Annotated in this window: 17 protein-coding genes and 1 pseudogene; 9 read left to right on the forward strand and 9 right to left on the reverse strand. The window is 47.3% G+C overall.

Annotation, left to right across the window (positions count from 1 at the left end; genetic code table 11):
* Positions 1–33 precede the first annotated feature (33 nt).
* From NDI34_RS20765 to tatC, 4 genes are all read left to right on the forward strand, one after another.
* The gene (locus NDI34_RS20765) at positions 34–2,265 is read left to right on the forward strand and encodes a transglycosylase SLT domain-containing protein (RefSeq protein ID WP_348233692.1); all 2,232 of its coding nucleotides are present in this window, start codon (positions 34–36) and stop codon (positions 2,263–2,265) included.
* Positions 2,266–3,020: 755 nt separating this feature from the next.
* On the forward strand, positions 3,021–3,230 hold the full coding sequence (locus tag NDI34_RS20770) for a hypothetical protein (RefSeq protein ID WP_190436084.1): 210 nt from the start codon (positions 3,021–3,023) through the stop codon (positions 3,228–3,230).
* On the forward strand, positions 3,227–5,491 hold the full coding sequence (locus NDI34_RS20775) for a transglycosylase SLT domain-containing protein (protein ID WP_348233693.1): 2,265 nt from the start codon (positions 3,227–3,229) through the stop codon (positions 5,489–5,491). The genes NDI34_RS20770 and NDI34_RS20775 overlap by 4 nt, the downstream gene beginning before the upstream one ends.
* Positions 5,492–5,726: 235 nt before the next feature.
* Positions 5,727–6,530 carry a twin-arginine translocase subunit TatC gene (gene tatC, locus NDI34_RS20780; protein WP_348233694.1) on the forward strand — a complete coding sequence of 268 codons (804 nt, stop codon included), beginning with the start codon at positions 5,727–5,729 and terminating at the stop codon, positions 6,528–6,530.
* A gap of 50 nt (positions 6,531–6,580) precedes the next feature.
* On the opposite strand, the gene NDI34_RS20785 is transcribed toward tatC, so the two are convergent.
* Complete coding sequence (locus NDI34_RS20785; RefSeq protein ID WP_348233695.1) at positions 6,581–6,835, reverse strand: hypothetical protein; 255 nt, start codon at positions 6,833–6,835, stop codon at positions 6,581–6,583.
* Positions 6,836–7,065: 230 nt separating this feature from the next.
* The gene (locus NDI34_RS20790; protein ID WP_190412183.1) at positions 7,066–7,383 is read right to left on the reverse strand and encodes a DUF3067 family protein; all 318 of its coding nucleotides are present in this window, start codon (positions 7,381–7,383) and stop codon (positions 7,066–7,068) included.
* Between the two features lie 236 nt (positions 7,384–7,619).
* Here NDI34_RS20790 and petC point away from each other — a divergent pair, with 236 nt between their 5' ends.
* Positions 7,620–8,159, forward strand: coding sequence for a cytochrome b6-f complex iron-sulfur subunit (gene petC / locus NDI34_RS20795; RefSeq protein ID WP_190412182.1), 540 nt, complete (start codon positions 7,620–7,622; stop codon positions 8,157–8,159).
* A gap of 178 nt (positions 8,160–8,337) precedes the next feature.
* Entirely contained in the window at positions 8,338–9,327 is a 990-nt protein-coding gene (gene petA / locus NDI34_RS20800) for a cytochrome f (protein ID WP_190412181.1), read from the forward strand.
* A gap of 205 nt (positions 9,328–9,532) precedes the next feature.
* On the opposite strand, the gene NDI34_RS20805 is transcribed toward petA, so the two are convergent.
* Positions 9,533–10,324 carry a cobyrinic acid a,c-diamide synthase gene (locus NDI34_RS20805; protein WP_190524891.1) on the reverse strand — a complete coding sequence of 264 codons (792 nt, stop codon included), beginning with the start codon at positions 10,322–10,324 and terminating at the stop codon, positions 9,533–9,535.
* A 245-nt stretch (positions 10,325–10,569) separates the two neighbouring features.
* On the opposite strand from NDI34_RS20805, the gene NDI34_RS20810 reads away from it, so the two are divergent.
* Entirely contained in the window at positions 10,570–10,794 is a 225-nt protein-coding gene (locus tag NDI34_RS20810) for a hypothetical protein (protein WP_348233696.1), read from the forward strand.
* Positions 10,795–10,939: 145 nt separating this feature from the next.
* Here the strand turns inward: NDI34_RS20810 and NDI34_RS20815 are convergent, their stop codons facing one another.
* Both NDI34_RS20815 and NDI34_RS20820 read right to left on the reverse strand, forming a co-directional pair.
* Positions 10,940–12,178 carry an EcsC family protein gene (locus tag NDI34_RS20815; RefSeq protein ID WP_348233697.1) on the reverse strand — a complete coding sequence of 413 codons (1,239 nt, stop codon included), beginning with the start codon at positions 12,176–12,178 and terminating at the stop codon, positions 10,940–10,942.
* A gap of 203 nt (positions 12,179–12,381) precedes the next feature.
* Positions 12,382–13,164 carry a hypothetical protein gene (locus NDI34_RS20820; protein WP_190436095.1) on the reverse strand — a complete coding sequence of 261 codons (783 nt, stop codon included), beginning with the start codon at positions 13,162–13,164 and terminating at the stop codon, positions 12,382–12,384.
* 194 nt (positions 13,165–13,358) lie between these two features.
* Here NDI34_RS20820 and NDI34_RS20825 point away from each other — a divergent pair, with 194 nt between their 5' ends.
* Complete coding sequence (locus NDI34_RS20825; RefSeq protein WP_190412177.1) at positions 13,359–14,948, forward strand: glycoside hydrolase family 57 protein; 1,590 nt, start codon at positions 13,359–13,361, stop codon at positions 14,946–14,948.
* A gap of 12 nt (positions 14,949–14,960) precedes the next feature.
* On the opposite strand, the gene NDI34_RS20830 is transcribed toward NDI34_RS20825, so the two are convergent.
* Together NDI34_RS20830 and NDI34_RS20835 are read right to left on the reverse strand one after the other, a co-directional pair.
* Positions 14,961–16,367 (reverse strand): CHAT domain-containing protein, encoded by a 1,407-nt coding sequence (locus NDI34_RS20830; protein ID WP_348233698.1) that lies wholly within the window; start codon positions 16,365–16,367, stop codon positions 14,961–14,963.
* A gap of 356 nt (positions 16,368–16,723) precedes the next feature.
* Positions 16,724–18,136: a hypothetical protein gene (locus NDI34_RS20835; RefSeq protein ID WP_348233699.1), complete on the reverse strand. Its 1,413-nt coding sequence runs from the start codon at positions 18,134–18,136 to the stop codon at positions 16,724–16,726.
* A gap of 650 nt (positions 18,137–18,786) precedes the next feature.
* Between NDI34_RS20835 and NDI34_RS20840 the strand changes: the two genes are divergently transcribed.
* Complete coding sequence (locus NDI34_RS20840; protein WP_190429825.1) at positions 18,787–19,620, forward strand: slipin family protein; 834 nt, start codon at positions 18,787–18,789, stop codon at positions 19,618–19,620.
* On the opposite strand, the gene NDI34_RS20845 is transcribed toward NDI34_RS20840, so the two are convergent.
* On the reverse strand, positions 19,586–20,932 hold the full coding sequence (locus tag NDI34_RS20845) for an FAD-dependent hydroxylase (protein ID WP_348233700.1): 1,347 nt from the start codon (positions 20,930–20,932) through the stop codon (positions 19,586–19,588). The genes NDI34_RS20840 and NDI34_RS20845 overlap by 35 nt on opposite strands.
* Before the next feature lie 182 nt (positions 20,933–21,114).
* Positions 21,115–21,212 (reverse strand): annotated as a pseudogene (locus NDI34_RS20850) (IS982 family transposase); the annotation flags it as partial.

A 21,212-nucleotide genomic window follows, 5' to 3' on the forward strand; every position in this document is an offset into this window, starting at 1 on the left:
TTGCCCTTTTTGGGTTGGTAAGGATAAGGATCGATGCTAAAGCTTGCACAGAAAAATAAAATTTTGCTAAGTGTTGGAGCCGGACTACTAGCGCTAGTCGCTGGAGCAACGCTGTCAGTCCCGCAATTAACCAGTTGGCTGGAGAAATTAACCCCGAACGGTCAGTCCCCCGATAAAACCCTTTTGAATCCGGGGAGCCAATCCAAGAATTCTGTTTTGCCATTGGCGTCACTACCGGCGGCACAGCGGGGCGCACAACTCGAAGCGATCGCCAATGGCACCCCATCCCCAGAACGCAATCGCGCCCGCTATCTGTTGGCGAACGATTCGCTCCAACAACAGCAGCCTAAAAAAGCGATCGCGTCTTTGGAAGGATTGGAGGCAGACTATCCGGTTCTTGCCCCTTACGTCGCCCTGAAACGCGCCCAAGCTTACCAACTTGCCGGGGACAAAGCAAAAGCTACCGCAGCTTGGCAGAATTTACTCGAAAGTTATCCCGATAATCCGGTCGCCGCAGAAGCGTTGTTTGTGTTGGGGCAAACGAATCCTAAGTATCGAGAACAAGCGATCGCTCAGTTCAAAAGCCATCCGCGCACCCTGGAAATTGTGCGTTCTTCCCTGAGTAAGAATCCCAATCAACCCAGATTACTCTTACATTTAGCCAAAAATGCTCCAGGCGACCCCGGCATTCTCCCGATTCTGGATCGGCTGGTGACTTTGCAGGAAGCGGCGCTCAAACAGCAAGGTACAGGGCTACTCAAGCCAGAAGATTGGCAAGCGATCGCTTATAGCTATTGGGAAAACGGTCAGTACCGCAAAGCCGGACAAGCCTACGCCAAAGCCCCCCGCACCTCCCTCCACGCCTACCGCATTGGGCGCGGACTCCATCTGGGCGAGAAACGAACGGAAGCGAAAATTGCTTATCAACAGATGATTCAGCAATTTCCCGATGCCAAAGAAACCGGACTCGCTTTGAGGCGTCTGGCTTCTTTATCATCCCAGCCACCGGAAGCGATCGCCTATCTCGACATCGTCATCCGCAAATTTCCCGACGAAGCCGGTGAGGCACTCCTCGCCAAAGCCGAAATCCTCGATCGTCTTAACAGCGACAAATCAGCCGCAGAAGCTCGTCAATTGCTCCTGACTAAACATGGCAGTTCCGATGTCGCGGCAGAATACCGCTGGAAAGTCGCCCAAGCCAAGGCGACTCTAGGGGATTTCTTAGGGGCTTGGCAATGGGCGCAACCAATCGCCAACCAAAACCCCAATCATATATTGGCTCCCAGAGCTGGCTTTTGGGTCGGCAAATGGGCCGCCAAACTAGGGCGTCAGCAGGATGCAAAAGCCGCTTACGAACACGTCCTGGCAAAATACCCCCAGTCTTACTATGCGTGGCGATCTGCCGTCTTGTTGGGCTGGGACGTTGGTGACTTTACCACCGTGCGTCAATTGTCCCCGCAGGTGGTGCGACCTGACGAGCATCCCATCCTACCTGCCGGGTCTGAAACGTTGAAGGAATTGTACCAGCTCGGTCAAAAATGGGATGCTTGGACGCTCTGGCAGGCAGAATTTCAGAACCGGATGCAGCCAACCGTTGCCGAACAATTTACTAACGGCATCATGCAGGTGGGATTGGGCAACCACCTGAAAGGAATGAACCTGGTCTCGACTCTAGAAGACCGAGAAACACCCGAAGAGCAAGCGGAATACAAAGCAATCCGCAAACAACCAGTTTACTGGCACACCTTGTATCCGTTCCCGTTCTTGGAAATTATCGAAAACTGGTCGCAACAGCGCCAGCTCAATCCCCTGCTTGTCACCGCCCTGATTCGGCAAGAGTCCCGATTTGAGCCAAAAATTCGTTCGGTTGCGGGTGCAGTTGGCTTAATGCAGGTCATGCCCGGAACCGGCAAATGGGTGGCGGATAAAATTGGCGTCAAGCAATTTAACACCGAAAATCCCAACGATAACGTGAAGCTGGGTACCTGGTTTTTAGATTTTACCCACAAGGAATACAACAATAATTCCTTGTTAGCGGTTGCCAGTTACAATGCGGGTCCCGGTAATGTATCGAAATGGCTAAAAGAGAAAGGGCCATCTATCGATCCTGATGAATTTGTCGAAGAAATTCCCTTTGAGGAAACTAAAGGCTACGTCAGACAGGTGTTTGGGAACTACTGGAATTACCTTAGATTGTACAATCCACAGGTTGCCCAGTTGGTCGCCAAATATTCGGATGGTCAGCCAACTGCACTCAAAAATTAATCAAAGACTTCTTGCAAAAATCTTTTAAATGGTGTAAAAGCAAAATTTTATTTAGCCTGCTCTCGTCTGGCTTTGTCATTTTTGCAAGAAGTTTCATATATCCTGAAAACTTGAAGAATTTTTAAGCATTTCTGGGCAGCTTCTAGCAGGTAATATCTGCGGCTATCCAGTGATTGCTGAAACATCCGCGTGTCTACTCTCTGTTGGGGGATTTTCTCCCAGATGTGAGGGGATAATATAAATTTTTCATGAATTTGTGTTAATCAATTTTGAACACTGTTGTTCTCATAGAAGCGATCGCTTGCTGCCTAAAATTTCCTCGCGCCCACTGACGGGGATCACTAATCTTCGGCTGTTCGCTTAAATCGATTATCCTGGTTTAGATAGAGTTCCATGTCAATGGCTGCTGAGTGAAGCAGTCAGCGCGGGAGCTTGTATCACCCAATAACCAGCGAATTCAAAGAGTTTTGCGCTTGTGCTTCATTCATTAATCGGGCACCAGCAGCGACTGCTTTGTAAGAGCTGTCTAATTTCAACGTTTATTGTTTAGTTCCATAAGCATGATGACCGCGAATCAGGCTACCGGAACCCAAGCGTATGATGGCACGGCTACCAACTTTAAAATTAGGCTCTCAAATCAGGGGCTGCAAAATACTCGCGATCTTCTCATCGCTCAAATTTAGAATGCTGGTCAATTCCATCGCTTCCTTAAATCATCCAAATGTCAGGGGATCTCCCTCAAGTGCAAACGCGGCGTGTCAGTCACGCTTTCCTTCCATTCTTTTTTCTCTAAAGGATTTTTACCTATTAGCGATAAAGAGTCAACGAGCCGCCAGTTACTAGAAGGATGGCTTGTCAATAATACGACCAGTTTGGTCTTCCATCTGGAAAAAGCAAATAACGAAATCGACGTTACTGAAATGCCAGATGGAGAGAGCAATGTCCGCCGCCAGGAGGTTACATGAGGAAGTCACGCTCGATTTTTGCTCGGAGAAAGTCACAGTTTAGTTTTTCTCGCCCCTATCAATCTAGACGGAGAAACAAAGTCGCGATCGCTGCGGGTGTGGGACTAAGCGCAATCCTGTTGGGAGCCACCTTTTTGCCAACTAAGTATGGCGTCTGGCTGGAAAAAGTAGTTGGCTGGGTGCCGATGCATGGGTACGGCAGTTTCTTGATGTCGGGAAATCAGATCGACAACTCTGCGATTGTGTCTTTAATCTCGCTACCCCCACAAAAGCGGGCATCACAACTAGAAGCGATCGCTACAGGGCCAAGATCCCTCGACCGCAGCCGCGCCCGTTATCTCCTGGCAAGCGATCTGATTGCCTCCAAACAGGGAGAAAAAGCACTGGAATGGTTAAAAGGATTAGAGTTTGAATATCGCGTCCTAGACGGACACATTGCTCTTCGGAGAGCGCAAGCTTACGAACTCACCGGCAACACCCGAAAAGCCAAGGCAGCTTGGGAAGGTTTGTTAAAACACCATTCTCAAGATCCCGTGTCAGTCGAAGCTTTATATGTGCTGGGGAAGACAGAACCGAAATATTGGGAAGAAGCCGTTGAGAAATTTCCCAGTCATCCCCGCAGCCTGGAAATCGCCCACGCCTTACTCAAAGACAATCCTAACCAAGCAAAATTGATGGTGTCGCTGGCAAAGTATGCCTTTGACACTCCAGGAATTACTTCAGTGCTAGATAAGTTGATAGGTTTGCCAGCAGAGCAACTCAAGCCAGAAGTATGGGAAGCGATCGCTTTAGGCTACTGGGGAAACCGGAAATACGGTCAAGCCAGTACTGCTTATGCCAAAGCCCCCCGCACCCCTCACAACGCTTACCGGGTCGCGAGGGGACTCGATCTCGCTGAAAAGAAACTAAAAGCCCTCCGCGCCTATAAAGAGGTGGTGCAAGACTTCCCCAATGCGAACGAAAGTGCTAACGCGCTCATCCAGATTGCCAAAATTGGTCCCGCTATCGAGGCGGTTCCTTATCTCGACCAAGTTATCAGTCAATTCCCCGACCGAGCTGGCGAAGCCATCCTATTAGAAGCGAAAATTCTCGATAGTCTTAAAAGTTCCGAATCCGCAGCTGCTGCGCGTCAATCATTACTCACCAAATATGGCAATACCGATGCAGCGGCAGAATATCGGTGGAAATTGGCTCAATCGAAGGCGCGTGGTGGAAATTACCAAGAGGCGCTGCAAATCGCCAAGCCGATCGCCACTCAGAATCCTGATAGCGAATTAGCTCGTCGGGCGGCTTTTTGGGTGGGTAAATGGTCAAACAAGCTGGGACGCAAGCAGGAGGCGAAAGCTGCTTTTGAGAACGTCGTGGCGAAGTATCCCCAGTCTTACTATGCTTGGCGGTCTGCCGTCATGCTGGGCTGGGATGTGGGAGACTTTAACAGCGTGCGTCAGAGAGATCCGAAAGTAGAATGGCCTGCCAAGCGACCGTCATTGCCCGTGGGTTCTGCTGCTTTACAAGAACTTTACCAAATGGGTCAAGGCAAAGATGCCTGGAGGCTCTGGCAAGCGGAGTTTGAAAACCGGGTCAACCCAACGGTGGCAGAACAATTTACCGATGGTTTGCTTCGGCTCAATATGGGAGACCACTTGCAAGGAATTGCTAAAATCTCCAGCTTAGAAGACCGTGAGAACCCGGAGGAGCAAGCACAGTACAAAGCTCTAACACAACAAATTGCTTACTGGCAGGCTTTGTATCCGACGCTTTATGTCGAAGCGATTGAAAACTGGTCTCAACAACGTCAACTCAATCCCTTGCTCGTGATCTCTGTCATCCGACAGGAATCCCGCTTTGAGCCAAAAATCCGTTCCACTGCCGGTGCGGTTGGCTTAATGCAGGTGATGCCGGAAACCAGTAAATGGGTTGCCGAAAACATTGGCCTCAAGAAATATAGCCTGGAAAATCCTAACGACAACGTTAAATTAGGCACCTGGTATCTGGATGAAATTCACGATCGCTACAAAAATAACTCCATGTTAGCGATCGCAAGTTACAATGCCGGTTCTGGTAATCTGTCAAAGTGGCTCCAAGGCAAAAAAGTCAGCGATCCAGATGAATTCGTCGAAGCCATTCCCTTTGATGAAACGCAGGGTTATGTCAAAAATGTGTTTGGCAACTACTGGAATTACTTACGCCTGTACAATCCGAAAATCTCCCAGCAGGTAGCAAAATACTCCGAAGGTCAGCCAACCGCATTCAAAAATTAAAAATTGGAATTTGCACTTAGGCGCGATTAAAGATCGCTTTTTAGGGAATTGGGAATTGGAAATTGGTAAAAACCCATTTTCGATGACCGATTCCCCATTACCAGCTTTTAAGAGTGGCGTTGATTTCCATTTCTGTGCTTTGTTCAATTTTTAAGGGTCGGTGAGCCATGCGCGATCGCACGGTACGGATGACCCGGATACAATAGTCAAGAAATCTTCAAATCAAACTTGACCGATGACGCTTCCTTCAGACGTCGATACCGCATCCCAGCTAAATCCAGGCCTGGAGCCGGAATCAGCGAACCGCAATCTAGAAGATGAATACCTTGATGAGCTGCCCGCTGAGATCGAGATGTCTCTATTCGACCATCTGGAGGAGTTGCGGCGGCGGATTTTCTATGCGCTGATTGCAGTTGCCTTAGGTGTTATTGGCTGCTTCCTGTTTGTCAAGCCAATTGTCCAACTGCTGGAAGTACCGGCGCAGGGCGTCAAGTTCCTCCAGCTGGCACCCGGAGAATACTTCTTTGTCTCCATTAAAGTTGCTGGTTACAGTGGCTTGCTCGTAGCCAGCCCCTTTATCCTGTACCAGCTCATCCTGTTTGTTCTCCCAGGACTCACTCGCCGCGAACGCCGCTTAGTAGGACCCGTTGTTTTAGGGTCGGGTGTCTTGTTTGTGGGGGGACTGGCATTTGCCTATGTAGCATTAATTCCAGCCGCTCTGAATTTCTTCATCAGTTACGGGGCAGATGTCGTCGAGCAGCTGTGGTCAATTGACCGATATTTTGAATTCGTGTTGCTGCTGATGTTTAGCACCGGATTGGCATTTCAAATTCCGATTATCCAGCTGCTACTCGGCTTTTTGGGAATTGTCTCTTCTGGGCAAATGCTATCTGGCTGGCGGTTTGTGATCCTGGGAGCAGCAATTTTGGGTGCCATCCTGACGCCTTCCACCGACCCCCTCACCCAAAGCCTCCTCGCAGGTGCCGTCTTGGGACTCTACTACAGCGGGATTGGCTTGGTTAAGCTCGTAGGGCGCTGAGATCGGCAAAATACGATGCAATCTAGACGAATTAATTTTTGAACTGCCTCCTATTCGACTCTCTGGAGTGCTGCTGTATTGGGAATCGCCCTGAATCGTTGCACTCGACGAACCTCAAGGGTGAAATGGCTGAGCTGAACATTTTCAATTTTGTCTTCAGAAACCTTTTCAGACGAAAATACCTTACAAAGCCGAGGGCGAATTGAAACCCTTGGCTTTGCCTTGTCTTGGCTGAAGCGAGCTTGCAAGAGGGTTCGTCTTACACCTTGCCCATGGATAATTGTGGTGCTGCGGTAAATTTCCATTCAGAAATTTACCCATTCTGCAATGAGTTCGTCAACGTTGATTTGAGAAGTAGGAGCTTCCCAAACCAAAAACCCTCATACATCAAAATCTTTTAAAAAATAATTGACAAAGCACTTGACAACAGGTGTCGCTATTGCGAATCAAAAGATAGTTTAGGTATGCAGTGAATGCGACAATAGTGCCAACAGGAAGCTGTCGTTCTATTGAGTGAGAATCGCACGCACAGCTCCTAAAACTGTTCGAGCATCCACTCCGAGGCTCGCTCGCCCAGGTCTAGGGGGATGCTGACTGCTTTACCGAGTCGAGGGCGATCGCGCGTTTGTTCAATATAATGTTGTACTTGGTCAGCTCCACCCCAAGCATGAAGATACTCGGCGACAGTCTCCAAGTGCGCTATGTAGTCTGCCTCCGACAGCGGAAAAGACGCCTGTTCTAAGTATTTCCACATTACCTGGAGGAAAATTTTGCCCTGAGTCCGCCTGATCTGGATATCGTATGAGCGTCCCCACTTGTCGATCAGGAGTTGGCGAAGGTCTTGTCCTGTCATAGTTTTATCGCAATTACTTTTCTTTACATTTCGTCATAAAGGGAGCGCTTCTTAAATTAATGATACGGTGCAAAAGAATGTAATAATACCCTTAGCAAGGCTGTAAACCTTTCTACAAAAGGGTTTGTGGCGAACAGGCTTGCGACTTGCTTGGTATATATTTATTAGGCAAGTTTTAACAAAATCTGGGACTTAGCCCAGGGTTGTTCACATAGCTATACACTCAGACGTTACTCATGGCTCAACTTTCTAGCTCGTCAGACGTTCCCGATATGGGGCGTCGTCAATTTATGAATTTGCTCACTTTTGGGACCATTACAGGAACAGCTCTGGGGGCACTGTATCCCGTTATTAAGTATTTTGTCCCCCCTTCGAGTGGTGGAACGGGTGGTGGTCTAACTGCCAAAGATGCCATCGGCAACGATGTCATTGTGAGTGATTTTTTAGCTAATCATAATCCAGGCGATCGCACCTTGGTTCAAGGCTTCAGAGGCGACCCCACCTACATTGTCGTGACCGAGGAGAAAACCATTGACAATTACGGCTTAAACGCCGTCTGCACCCACTTGGGTTGCGTTGTTCCTTGGAATTCTGGTGAGAACAAGTTTATGTGTCCCTGCCACGGTTCCCAGTATGACAGCACCGGCAAGGTGGTACGGGGACCAGCACCGCTGTCTCTGGCACTGGTTCACGCTACCGTGGCGGAGGACAAGGTTACATTAACGCCTTGGACGGAAACCGACTTCCGTACCGGCGAAAATCCTTGGTGGACATAAGGTCATTAGTCATCGGTACTTAGTTATCAGTCATCAGTTAGTCGTCATGGGTCATCGGTTGTTTGTAACCGACCAAAAACGAAGGATAAAAACGAAGGACAAAAACTAAGAACGAAACCTAAGGACAAAGAACTGATAGATATTGTTTGAAATTCGACCCAGAATCCCTTCTTGAGAGATGAGAAAAGTTTCTTTATCGGCGATATCCAAAATAGGCAAACAGGCGATTTGCAAAACCGTCCTGGTTGCGATCGCCACCGTGTCAATATTCCTCGCCAGCGATCTAGTCCTTCCCCAATCAGCCAGTGCCTATCCCTTCTGGGCACAGCAAACCTATCCTGAAACCCCTCGCGAAGCAACGGGGCGGATTGTGTGTGCCAACTGTCACCTCGGTGCCAAACCCACACAAATCGAAGTTCCTCAATCGGTTCTCCCAGACACCGTCTTTGAAGCCGTCGTAAAAGTTCCTTACGACACCAACACGCAGCAAGTGCAAGCGGATGGTAGCAAAGGTCCCTTGAACGTGGGTGCTGTGTTAATGTTGCCAGAAGGCTTCAAAATTGCCCCCGAAGATAGAATTCCTGAAGAAATGAAGGAAAAAATTGGGGAACTCTACTACCAACCCTACAGCGAAGACAAAGAAAATATTGTCATTGTTGGTCCCATTCCAGGCGATCAATATCAGGAAATTATCTTCCCCGTTCTGTCTCCCAATCCACAGACCGATAAGAAAGTTTTCTTCGGTAAATACGCGATTCACGTGGGTGGCAACCGGGGTCGCGGTCAGGTTTACCCCACAGGTGAAAAGAGCAACAATTCCGTCTATAGCGCTTCCGTAGCGGGTCGCATCACTTCCATTACCCAAGCTGAAGAAGGTGGCTCTGAAGTCACCATTCAACCAGCAGAAGGCAATGCAGTTGTTGATACAATTCCCGCCGGTCCAGAGCTAGTTGTCTCCGAAGGGCAGGAAGTCAAAGCTGGCGAAGCGCTGACCTCCAATCCGAACGTCGGTGGATTTGGTCAAATGGACGCCGAAATCGTTTTGCAAAGCCCCACCCGGATCAAGTGGTTGATGGCATTTATTGCTGCAATCATGTTGTGTCAAGTCTTGCTAGTCCTGAAGAAGAAGCAAGTTGAAAGAGTGCAAGCTGCTGAGATGAATTTCTAAGCTTAGCATTGTGCTGAATCGTTATTAGACAGGCAAAATGCCTGTCTTTTTTTGCGCTCAAAAATAACGTACTTGCAAGCCTCCTCTACCTTTGCAACTTTATGGAGTAGGGAGGTTTCGGTCATCCCAGGCTATAGCACTGCATACCCTGTGCTTGGCTAAGGCGATCAACCTAATAAAGTTTCAAACCCAAAGCAAATTAGGATTATTTAAATACACCTTCTTGTTCATCCTCAAAGATATATTCATAGTCAAAAACTAAAGAGTTGAGATGTCGAATAATTGTAAAACCAAAATGAGTAACTAAATCCGTATTAAAAGTAGCGATGACTAGCTGTATTAACTTCTTCTCACTAATCACAGGTTTTTGTACGAAATAATTACGTTTGTCAAAAAATCGGCTTTTAGGGCTAGGAACAACGATTGCATTAATTCGATGAGCATGTTGAATGGGTTTTATATAAGTATTTAAAAACTCTTCTTGATTAATTTGTAGCTGGTATAGTCTTTCATGCTGCAACCAGCTCATTTTAAACATCATTTTAATCAGTTCAAAACCCAAGATGTAGTTAAATACGTTGTTGCGTTCTTCTGAACTTAGAACCAGCCGCAGAGCTGATTCTAAGTACAATTCTGGCTGCCTACTTACATCTTGAGCTGAATGAATATAAAACTGTCTAATATAACTTCTTAAAACTGATTCATTTAAGTCTAACTTAAGGTGAAATTGTGTTAAATAGTCTTGGACCCGTTGCTGAGTATTTTTGTCTTGAAGTCTTTTGGCAACTAAGCCAGTAGCCGTATAATCATCCAGAAATTCGGCTTGCATTTCTGGAGTAGCCGCACACATTAGATGACACAATGACAGCACATAACGGCGCTGGCTCCAAGGCAAGCTTTCGGCCCATTTTTTGGCTTCGGGCGGGAGTTTATCAAGAATACTTTCTGATTCTCCAAGTTCAAACATCGCCGCTATTTGAGAGATTTGTTCAGTCATAACCAGAAAGAGTTATCAGTAAGTATACAAACCTAATCATCAAGAAATTCAAACAACCGAACAATTCTTAAGTTGAGTTGAAAATTAATTTTTTAAATTTATTTTTACCTGCCTATTTAGTTACTTGGAGTTCCTAATTTTCATGAATCTCGTCTCTTGTACCAGGAAACGTTTCCTGCAACGTTTAGCCTGCCAGGAAAGAGAAGTAATTCTCCGCTTTGATTACAAGGGAAAGAAGCTGAGGGGTGAGTTTTTCAGATGCAAGCGATGAGGCAATCAAACTTAAACTTATTGATGCTGACGTAGCGCTACAGAATCTAGTCCGGGCAGAGAAGTCGTATCCCTGGTTGCACGCCTTGTTGTTCATCAAAGCTGCAACGCTAGTGCGTGCCTCTTTCCCGGCGCTGGTTCGTTCTCGAAAATTCCACTGTTTCGTCATGGCTAGCAGCGATCGCAGGAGAGAAATTTAGTATCGTCTCCCTCCTAGGATTCCCAGATCAAAAGCCTGACTAACACTCAACAGACAAAAACGCACGAGATTCGTTCCCCAATCTTCGCTTTTTGAAGCAGACTGGGGCGATGAGAGCGATCGCGCACAAGCGTTAGTAAAGTCTGTCAGCCTTGTATCGAACTGGCAATTTTTTTAATTGCTTCTACGTCAATATCAAATTTTTGGGTGATTTTTTCAATGACTTGGGATTCTGCTGGCGTCACTGCGCTATCTAGTTGGGAGATTGTATGGCACTGAGCTAACAGCGGCAACGCATAGTCCCGATTGAGTTGATCTAGAAGCGTATCTAAAGGCTGTTGTTGATTGATGTTATTGGCGATCGCTTCTAGAGAAGCAGGGCTAAGTTTGGCAGCTTGTAACGACGGTAAGATATCTTCCCAAGATTTGCCCGGATGACTCGCCACGATGATATGAACCAGAATCCGATCCATAATCGCTTGTTGCGCGATCGCAGTTTCTAAATACTTCTCGCTTGCTGCCTGAGACTCTACCAGCTTTTCCGTCGATGCCTCAGAATGCAACTGTACCTCATAAAAGCGACAAGCCGCATACCCCAGCGCATAGATCATCGTCGCATTCGCGCTAGCACCGATTGCCGCACCTGCTACTGGCGTCGCTTTTAACAAACCCAAACCCGCCTTAATTGCACGAGAACCGCCCAAAGACAAACCAAAGATTCCCAGCACTTCACCCTTACGCGCGGGATCTTTCAAATCTAATCCATAAGCCGCCGCAATCTGATAAACCATCTCCGACTGCAAAAGCGTCGTTGCTGCCAAATCAACCGTCAGCAACGCCAATGCTGCTCCCGGCAACAAGCTAGTCGCCAGTCCCATCCCGCCTCCATAAACCGCTTTCTCCATCATCAGACGATGGGCAATCTGATTCGGTTTTTCGTCGGGATACTTTTGCTGTAGCTTTTGAACATCCGCTTCAGCTTTTACGACATCAACTTGATTGATAATCCCCAGTAACCAATTCGTGGGTAAAGCCTTCGTGACGTGCCGCAAAAATGGGTTGTCGCCCACAAAATTCACTGCACGCCCTGCACCTTGTGTGGTTTGTTCGAGCAATTTTTGCGCTTGTTTTCCCGCCGCTTGGGCTACCCCAGTCGTCGTTGTCGCCACAGCTTTACCTGTCTGGAAGGCGGTGTTACCAACTGCCATGCCGACTCCGGCTACTGTTTTCGCCACTGCTTGCCCAGCAGTCGTAACTGAATCGAAGAACGATGGCTTCTTAACATCCGTGGATTGCGTTAAAGATTCCGCATGGTCTGTTTTTGAGTCAGAAGTTGAGGAGTTTGCTTCTGTCTCTTCAGACACGATTCCCGGCTTGTCATCCATCGTTTAATTCCTATTGCCCGGTGGGTTTATCTGCGAGCATATCTCACTCAAATTCGATTCCGCCTGTATCGGGGGAAAGAAAAACCGCGAGCTTTCAACCAGATTTAAGTCCCCGAAAGGGATTTAAATCTGGTTGGGCAACGCGATCGCCTTCTATCCCCCTCTATGGCAGAAGAGAGATTGCTAGCGCTTTCTATCGATCTTTAGCGGGCGCGAGGCAGATTGGCAGCAGGAGACACCTGCAAAATCCGGCTGTCTAGCTTGCGAACCACATCTCCTACCTGCACCGCGGGCTTTTTCCCATTGACGTACATCACCGCTGTTAGCGCTCCTGTCGAATTTCGGCGAAAAGCAGCGATATCCATCCGCACAGGTTGCTGTTGTATCTTCAGAGCCAGCGTCATCCCACTAGAAGCATTCCCCAAGTTATTCAGTTCCGGCAGGGGTTTGTATTCTACAACTTCTAGTCCCTGGTATGCTTTGAGTCTCTCCCGCAGTAGGCTCAACATCTGTTGTTGCTTCTGAGGGTTCTGCATTTCTTGCAGACCCGCATCAAAATTAGCTTGTTCGGGCTGATTTGGCATATTTCCAGTGAAGCCCAAAACGATTTGGTAGTTCTCCGGATTAACGAAAGCAAAGAAGTTCTCCGGCTTCATGTTCGCTTGCGTAAGCTGTTGTCTGAGAACATCCAATTTGGAGGCAATCTCAACGGCTACATCCGGTGGGAGTTCCTGAAACCCAGCAGGCAAATCTTCTAAAGTCAGCTTTACCTCAGACGACGCTGGTTGAGTGGTCGGTGCTGGGGAGGCTGCCGGGGAGGCTTCTGAAGCTGGTGCGGATGGAGCGACTTTTGGTTCTGGGGCGGGTGTTTGGACAGGTGCTTCTTGGGCAACAATAAGGGGAGTGGCGAACGTAGATTGAAAAGAGCCACCAACGCAAAGAGCGCCGGTTAACAGGCTAAGTGTCAAAGTTACTTTTTTTAGCACAGGTTGAACTTTACGCTGATTTCAAAACAGAGCAGGCAAATCGATCGTCAATTACCAGGATAGGCGAACCACCACCGGAACTTATTGGGAATCCCCGCCGAATGCTGACTCGCTTTCGCCGTAAAATCTTAAAATAAATTCAATTTTGCCCAGCCTGCTTCAATTTCATGTCCATCTAAGACCCCAGAATTACTATGCCCATCGGCTATCTTGCTCTTGTTCTCCATGCCCACCTGCCCTTCGTGCGGCATCCTGAAAGTGACTACGTTCTGGAAGAAGAGTGGCTGTTTGAAGCCATCACCGAAACCTACATTCCTCTGCTGCACGTATTTGAAGGCTTAAAGCGGGACGGCATTGACTTCAAGATCACCATGAGCATGACACCGCCTTTGGTGTCGATGCTGCGCGATCCGCTACTGCAAGAGCGCTACGATGACCACTTAGCGAAACTGGAAGAACTCGTTGAACTAGAAGTTGAGCATAATGCGAATAACGGTCATATTCGCTATCTTGCCGAACATTACGTTCATGAATTTAGCGAGATTCGTCAAACCTGGGAACGCTATGACGGCGACTTGGTAACGGCGTTTAAGCAATTTTTAGATAGTAACAACCTGGAGATCATCACCTGCGGCGCAACGCACGGCTACCTGCCGCTGATGAAGATGTATCCTCAGGCAGTCTGGGCACAAATTCAGGTCGCAGTAGAACACTACGAGCAAAACTTTGGGCGTCCTCCTAAAGGGATTTGGTTGCCGGAATGCGCCTATTATGAAGGGTTAGAGCGGATGCTCGCTGATGCGGGATTGCGCTACTTCCTGACGGATGGACATGGTATTCTCTACGCCCGTCCCCGTCCCCGCTTTGGCTCTTATGCACCCATCTTTACAGAAACCGGAGTTGCTGCCTTTGGTCGAGATCACGAGTCTTCCCAACAGGTGTGGTCTTCGGAAGTAGGCTATCCCGGTGCGGCGGAATATCGGGAATTTTACAAAGATTTGGGCTGGGAAGCGGAATACGAATACATTAAGCCCTACATCATGCCCAACGGTCAGCGGAAGAATACGGGCATCAAATATCACAAGATTACTGGGCGCGGTTTAGGGTTGGGCGATAAGCAACTTTATGACCCTTATTGGGCGCGGGAAAAGGCTGCTGAACACGCTGCTAACTTTACCTATAACCGAGAGCGGCAAGTTGAGCATTTGCACCACATTATGCAGCGTCCGCCAATCATCGTTTCGCCTTACGATGCGGAATTGTTTGGTCACTGGTGGTACGAAGGTCCTTGGTTTATCGATTATCTGTTCCGCAAGTCTTGGTATGACCAAGGCACGTATCGGATGACGCATTTGGCTGATTATTTACAAGAGAATCCTACGCAGCAAGTCTGCCGTCCTTCTCAGTCGAGTTGGGGTTATAAAGGCTTCCACGAGTATTGGCTGAATGAAACGAACGCATGGATTTACCCGCACTTGCATAAGGCAGCAGAGCGGATGATCGAGCTGGCGCGGCGGGAACCAGCGGATGAGCTGGAGTGGAAAGCGCTTAATCAAGCGGCGCGGGAAGTGCTGCTAGCACAATCTTCTGACTGGGCGTTTATTATGCGAACCGGAACGATGGTGCCTTATGCAGTGAGAAGAACGCGATCGCACTTGATGCGTTTCCACAAACTCTACGACGAAATCAAAGATGGCAAAATCGACAGCGGTTGGCTAGAAAAAGTGGAGGAAATTGACAACATCTTCCCCGAAATCAACTATCGCGTCTATCGACCTCTTTAATTCAATTAAAAATTACCAGGGGCTGCCGACTAAGGTAAAGGCAGCCCAATAGTAGGGGTGCGATAGATTCACGTTCTGAATTCCTGCCAGTTCTGGCGGCAGGGATATCTCCCCTCTGGAACTGTACAACTGACCATTTTGCAGACGTACTTTCCCTTGCAACATCCCTATCTGAGCTTGCCTGAGCGCCTCTGCTTTAATCGGCGCAGTTTTCAGTTGCCGATAAAACTCTGTCATCAGCGCTAAGGTTCCTTCATCGCTAACAGACCACAAACTGGCGACAGCAGACTTCGCTCCAGAGTTAACTGCTAACCCCGCAAAGCCTAATTCTGCTTGTTTATCGCCGAGAGCAGTTCTGCAAGCACTTAGGACTAACAGTTCCACGGGTGGAGAGTTCCACCGTAATTGCCGCATCTTATCCAGTGTTAGTTTCGCGTCCCATAACTGAACGTAGGAGTTGCTCGGTTCTCCCGGCTCGAAGAAAGCATGAGTCGCCAGGTGAATAATTTTATAAGGTTCTGAAGCGCGTTGCGATTGCAGATTCGCCAGGGTGAATTGTTGGTTTAAGAAGAATTTACCCTGCCATAGCTTTTGCGCGATCGCAGATAACTCCACTGGCACCGCAGGCAAGGGAGTTTGCTCCTTGAATTTTGACGCACCCATCGCCAGAACTTGCGAATTCTTTAGAGAGACATAGAGGGTATCTGTCAATTTGAAGGCAGGAATGCGCCCAATATTATACTTTTCCACCAGAAACTTTTGCCCATCATGGAAAGCTGCCAGCGGTATAGTCCGCAGACCAGCACCCACACAAAAGATTAGCGTGTCTATCTTATTTGTTTTTAAATCTGCCTCTAGTGGCGCAATAATCCACTGATATAACTGCTGCGCTGCTGGCAGATAGCGGGTACTATTCCGCTGTCTGGGATCTACGATATTTTCTCTAAACTTTGCCGCTTCTTTGAGCAGGATTTCACTCTTTGCTTCCGGGATGCGCTTGTGAATCGGTTGATTCCCCGGAGTAATCAACACCAGTTCTAGTTGTTTGGCTCTAGGCACTACATAAATTAGAGCAGGCTTTTGACCCGTTTGAACCGCGATTTTGCCTAGAGTATCGGCGACATCCTTTGCTGTAATTGACTCGTCGGAGAAATTGAGCCGAAAGTAATCTTCATATTGTTTTTCCCACGTTTGCTCAATTTGCGGCACTATCTCCGTTAAATTTTCTCGGTCGAAAGCATTGTCTAATTTGGTGGGGGTAGCAGCTTGTGCCAGAAGAATCTTCCCTTCCGCACCAGATACGGTGGCAGTAGTATTGGGTGCTGGAATGATTGCTTGTGCCTGTACCCGTTCTGTGCTGATTCCCACCAGGTGTAGTACTGCTAGCAACAAGCTAACACTACTCACGATTGATTTCATAGCGGCCTCGCTAATTTTGAGATGACTGGAAGATTAAGCTTAAGCGATGCACTTCACGAGTAGATATAGATAGTGTTAGCGCATATTTTTTCGAGTAACAGCAAAGACAGCCAAAGTTCTACTATTTGGGAGCATTTCAATTGTAAAAATTTACATGGAAGGGGTTCTATCCTCTCTTTAAGCATCGGAAATAGGATTTCTCCCTTCCCTTCTCTCTCTATTCCCTCGTTTTCCGGAGAGAAGATAAGAAATATAGCAACATCTGAGTTGCGTAGATGCCACTCTCCGGGACACGGCAATACCGTATCCCTAGCTCATTCCAGCCTAAGTTTGAAAAAAACTGGTAAATTCTTAATCTATCGCCGAACAATTTGGTGCAATTGTTCCACTTCATCTAAGATTTTATCCATTCCGGCTTCGGCAATGCCTTTGACGTAGTTAATTTTGATTTCTTCTAACATATCTACAAGTAAAGATTCGATTTCCTTAAAGTTGTCTTTTTTCTGTAATTCCACCTCTAAAGCTTTTCCAAAGTTATCAATTAACCGAGTCGTTAATTCTGTCCCGACTGGATCTTCAACTGCTTTCAGGGCGTTGCTGTAAGCAGTTTGAGATAAATTTTTAGCGAGATTTTCACTAATCTGGCTAGGTAAACGGCTCAAACCCGGAATATTTTGGAATTGCTGAAAAACCGGAAATTGATTGAGACTACTTTCTAGACTGTGATGTACTAAAGCTTCTAAATCAGGCTGAATTTTGGGGAGAACATTATGGACACTGAGGTTAATCAGGCGGGTTGCGATCGCTTGCACCTCATTAGTGTTATTGATCTTAATATAGGGGCGGCTATTCCCCGGATGAAACAGCCTGCGTGCGAGATCGCCGCGTTGAATCGCTCCTTGCATTTGGTTAATTACCTGTATCCCCATAATTTCAGTCAATTCTTCAGCGAAGTTAGCTACAAAATCATGGTTAATTTGCTGCCGTACAGGCTCAAAATTTAGTAATTCAGATTGATAGAGGCGAACCATTACCGGAATGACTCGCAGCCACCGCCACAAGGGTAGCAGCAAAAACAGGTCATACCATCGCCGCAGCATTCCCTGTAGCCAGCTAAAGTTAGGATATTGGCGTCTGATATAGAAAGTGCGAACCAAAAATTCTAGAGCGAATAAAATTGTAAACGGTAAGTCAAGCAACCAAAATTCATCAAAAAATTTTCCATTGATTCCCAAACTGCGATAGTAGTTAGTCTGAATCAGAGGGCGAGTTTCTGTATTAAAGAAGTTGAGTTCTTGCTGCCAACCGGCTTGGGAAAGATAAGCTTGACTCCAAAATTGATTAAAGGCTTGATGGGCAGATTCTTTCCCCACGCGATCGCGCACTTGATTCTTAATTTTTTCTAAAGCACCGCTTTTCTTCGCCAGCGCAAATGGATTATCCTCAATCATTTCATTACTGCGGCTACGCAAGTCCTGTAGCAAGCTTTCTACCTCTGCTGACTCTAGCCCAGTCTGCATCACTTGCTGTTCCAGTTCGTTCACCCGATTGAGATAAGCCTGTGTTTCTCGATGCGGTTCAATTCCTTTAATTGGATCGTACACCTGAATCAGACTGGGAATTTCCCGAAGGTAGAAATCACGCCAGGGGATGTAACTTAGGTCAAACAACACTAAAACAAAGTTGATCGTGGCAATGATTGCCATCAATCTCTCAAACCAGCGGTGGCGGCGGACTGGAGGCTTTCTAATCGCGAGTGTTGATTGCATAAGTCTGTACAGTGAGTCTATTCCTTAAAAAAGTATGGAATTCTCTCGGAAAACTCGCAATCTATACTAAGAAAGTTGACGAATTGGTAATACTTTGGCTGCCATCAGGCAAGATGAATCCGGTTCATCGGGCTTTATTATACTTAAAATTCCTCATAAATCCGGGATGATTGGGGGGTTAGGGGAAACCTCCAGCATCGTGTTAAAAAAGAGTATTGTTATGATTCAGCGATAGTGTACGGAAGGGCTGTTCGCATGAAACGGTATGCCACAATGATTCTGTTTTTGGTTATTCCAGTTTTCGACACAGCCAAATTCAGCGTCTGAGACGAGGCGGAAGTGACACTTATCACAAACCTGGACAAAAGTTGTCACATTTGGGCAACCCTTTCATCACAAATCTCCATTAATCAATCGCTAATATTGAAGACATCCGCGATTTTTCAGCCAGTTATAAGTGAGGGGAAGGCTATGAAAATTATCTTAACAATTCGGTGGTTAGTTCAAATAATTGTTTTGCAATTTATTACTTTGTGCGTGGCATCCATACTGCTGCTTTGGTTTGCCAGATCCGGCTGGTAATCAGTATCCTGCTATAACTCTGTCAGCGAGTCTAGAATGGGCTTAGTAACGATTTCCTTTTGCCAAATATGGGCACCACTCTAGGCACACTTTTAGTTTTCTTTTTCGTTCTAGCAGCTTCTGGACTTAAACTAGATCGAGAATACGAACGCGGCGTCATCTTTCGACTGGGTAGAACAAAGGGCGTTATGGGGCCAGGGATGTATTGGATTATTCCCTGGATCGATCAAAAAATGCAGATCGATGTCCGTACCAAAACGGTAAATATTGAACCCCAAGAAACTGTTACGGCGGACAGCGTGACGATTAAAGTAAATGCTGTTCTTTATTACCGAATTCTTGACCCGTCAAAGGCTATCAATCGGGTTGAAGATTACAATATGGCGGTTTACCAAATCGCCTTGACGACTTTACGGAATGTGGTTGGTCAAAATATCCTGGATGATGTCTTACAAAGCCGCGATAAGATTAACACCAAAGTCCAAGAAATAGTCGATGAAATCACAGAACCTTGGGGGATTGTGATTGAACGGGTGGAAATGAAAGACGTGGAAATTCCCCTAGCGATGCAACGGGCAATGGCAAAAGAAGCGGAAGCTATTCGAGAAAAACGAGCCAGGCTCATTAAAGCAGCGGCAGAACAGGAAGCTTCAATTAAGTTAGCAGAAGCTTCGCAAATGATTATGAAGAACCCCGCTGTATTAGAGTTGCGGCGTCTACAAATGCTGACAGAAATTGGGGCAGAAAATAATACGACGACAGTGATTATGATGCCGTCCGATATCATTCAAGCAGCAAAGAATTTGACCACTGGAATCTCGAATGGCAATCAAGCCGAGGTACGTCCTTTTCAACCAGAGGTCATTTTTACCGAGAAGCCAGTTCCGGATGACGCCCTCTAAGCCCTGTCATTAGCTGCAAAGCAAAGGTCTTAACGGGACGAATTCGTCGCAGCATCCATAAACCTACGCGGCGAATTGCCACGACTGGCAACCAATTATTAGAAAACATCCGATCGAGGAAATCGGTAAAACCTAAAATGGTCAGGTTTTCTTGTTTACGCCAGTGTTCGTAACGTTTAAGTACCTGTATATCCCCGATATCTTCCCCTAAATTATGGGCAGATTTTAAAACTTGAGCGATCGCTGCTGCATCCCGAATCCCCAAATTCATGCCTTGTCCCGCTACCGGATGGCAACAATGGGCAGCATCGCCAATCAGGGCGAGTCGGGGAAGCGTGTAGCGATCGCTTTGCATCAATTGCACCGGGAAAACATAGCGATCGCCTTCTAGTTCTAGACGCCCCAACAGTCCAGCAGTGCGTCGTTCCAGTTCCGCCAAAAACTCTTTTTCGTCAATTTCCTTCAAAGCTTTCGCTTCTGTATGCGGGGCAGTCCAAACAACTTGGCAGCGGTTCCCCGGTAGCGGTAGAACCCCCATCGGGCCACTCGGCCAAAAGCGTTCGTAGGCGATATTCTGGTGGGGTTTTTCCGGTTTAATCGTTGCCACCACACAGGATTGCCAGTAATGCCATCCTTGAGTGCGGATACCAGCGGCTTCGCGGATGGGCGATCGCGCCCCATCCGCCGCTACCAGCAAGCGCGTTCTGATTTTGGATGTTTGCTTCCCCTGATCGCCCCCGCTGTTTGAGGGGGGATTGGGGGGGATCTCCGAGGCTTGAGAAGATTGAATTTTAGAGTGGGGGATCTCCCCTCTGACAGCAATTTCGATCTCTACCGCGTCAGCTTGATAGTCTGCACTTACCACTTCCGCCGGACACAACCAAGACACATTCGGGCAATCTCTCAAGCTATCCTGCAAAGCCGTCAGCAGCACCCGATGTTCCGCCCCATACCCTAGCCTTTCTGTCCCTAAATCTTGGGGAGAAAATTGCACGATGCCAGGATAATCGGCGTCAGATAAGCGAATTTGTTGAAATGCATTGATTTGAGGCAGTATTTTATCCCAAACCCCCATACCCTCGAAAATGCGCCCCGACATGAGGGAGATGGCATAAGCGCGTCCGATGGCAACAGCAGCAGACTGGGGCGATCGCTCAATTAACGCTACCCGCAGCCCAGAATCTTTTAAGGCACAAGCGAGAGTTGCCCCAATAATTCCACCGCCCACAATTGCTAAGTCGTAGTCAAAGCCTTGCTGGGCTGCCGATGTCTGCGGCGACGAAATTGTTTGAACGGTCTGTTCCAGCGCCATTGTTAACAAAATTAGTCAAAACAATAAGAATATTTACTATTGTGACGCGAACAGATGGAGCAATCAAGTTGAGAAGCGCGATGTTTAGTAAACAACCGAATCCCCATGCTCTTTCTTTGCCCTTGGTGGCTGGGGATTCGGTTTTTGGACGCCAACAAGTATTGGGTTAACCTCAGTTCGGGTTAAGCTGATTGAACCAAAGCCCACTCTAAACGGAGTGATGGTTTCTTGGGTTGATGACAGTAAGCAATTAAACCACACAAGATATTGACCATAAAAT

The organism is Trichocoleus sp. DQ-U1, assembly GCF_039961925.1.
Taxonomy (GTDB): domain Bacteria; phylum Cyanobacteriota; class Cyanobacteriia; order Cyanobacteriales; family FACHB-T130; genus FACHB-T130.

Coding starts and splice junctions, on each gene's coding strand:
- tatC (WP_348233694.1), top strand. CDS start 5,727: ATGACGCTTCCTTCAGACGTCGATACCGCATCCCAGCTAAATCCAGGC.
- petA (WP_190412181.1), top strand. CDS start 8,338: ATGAGAAAAGTTTCTTTATCGGCGATATCCAAAATAGGCAAACAGGCG.
- NDI34_RS20815 (WP_348233697.1), bottom strand. CDS start 12,178: ATGGATGACAAGCCGGGAATCGTGTCTGAAGAGACAGAAGCAAACTCC.
- NDI34_RS20805 (WP_190524891.1), bottom strand. CDS start 10,324: ATGACTGAACAAATCTCTCAAATAGCGGCGATGTTTGAACTTGGAGAA.
- NDI34_RS20765 (WP_348233692.1), top strand. CDS start 34: ATGCTAAAGCTTGCACAGAAAAATAAAATTTTGCTAAGTGTTGGAGCC.
- NDI34_RS20830 (WP_348233698.1), bottom strand. CDS start 16,367: ATGAAATCAATCGTGAGTAGTGTTAGCTTGTTGCTAGCAGTACTACAC.
- NDI34_RS20835 (WP_348233699.1), bottom strand. CDS start 18,136: ATGCAATCAACACTCGCGATTAGAAAGCCTCCAGTCCGCCGCCACCGC.
- NDI34_RS20840 (WP_190429825.1), top strand. CDS start 18,787: ATGGGCACCACTCTAGGCACACTTTTAGTTTTCTTTTTCGTTCTAGCA.
- NDI34_RS20845 (WP_348233700.1), bottom strand. CDS start 20,932: ATGGCGCTGGAACAGACCGTTCAAACAATTTCGTCGCCGCAGACATCG.
- NDI34_RS20790 (WP_190412183.1), bottom strand. CDS start 7,383: ATGACAGGACAAGACCTTCGCCAACTCCTGATCGACAAGTGGGGACGC.
- NDI34_RS20785 (WP_348233695.1), bottom strand. CDS start 6,835: ATGGAAATTTACCGCAGCACCACAATTATCCATGGGCAAGGTGTAAGA.
- NDI34_RS20825 (WP_190412177.1), top strand. CDS start 13,359: ATGCCCATCGGCTATCTTGCTCTTGTTCTCCATGCCCACCTGCCCTTC.
- NDI34_RS20775 (WP_348233693.1), top strand. CDS start 3,227: ATGAGGAAGTCACGCTCGATTTTTGCTCGGAGAAAGTCACAGTTTAGT.
- petC (WP_190412182.1), top strand. CDS start 7,620: ATGGCTCAACTTTCTAGCTCGTCAGACGTTCCCGATATGGGGCGTCGT.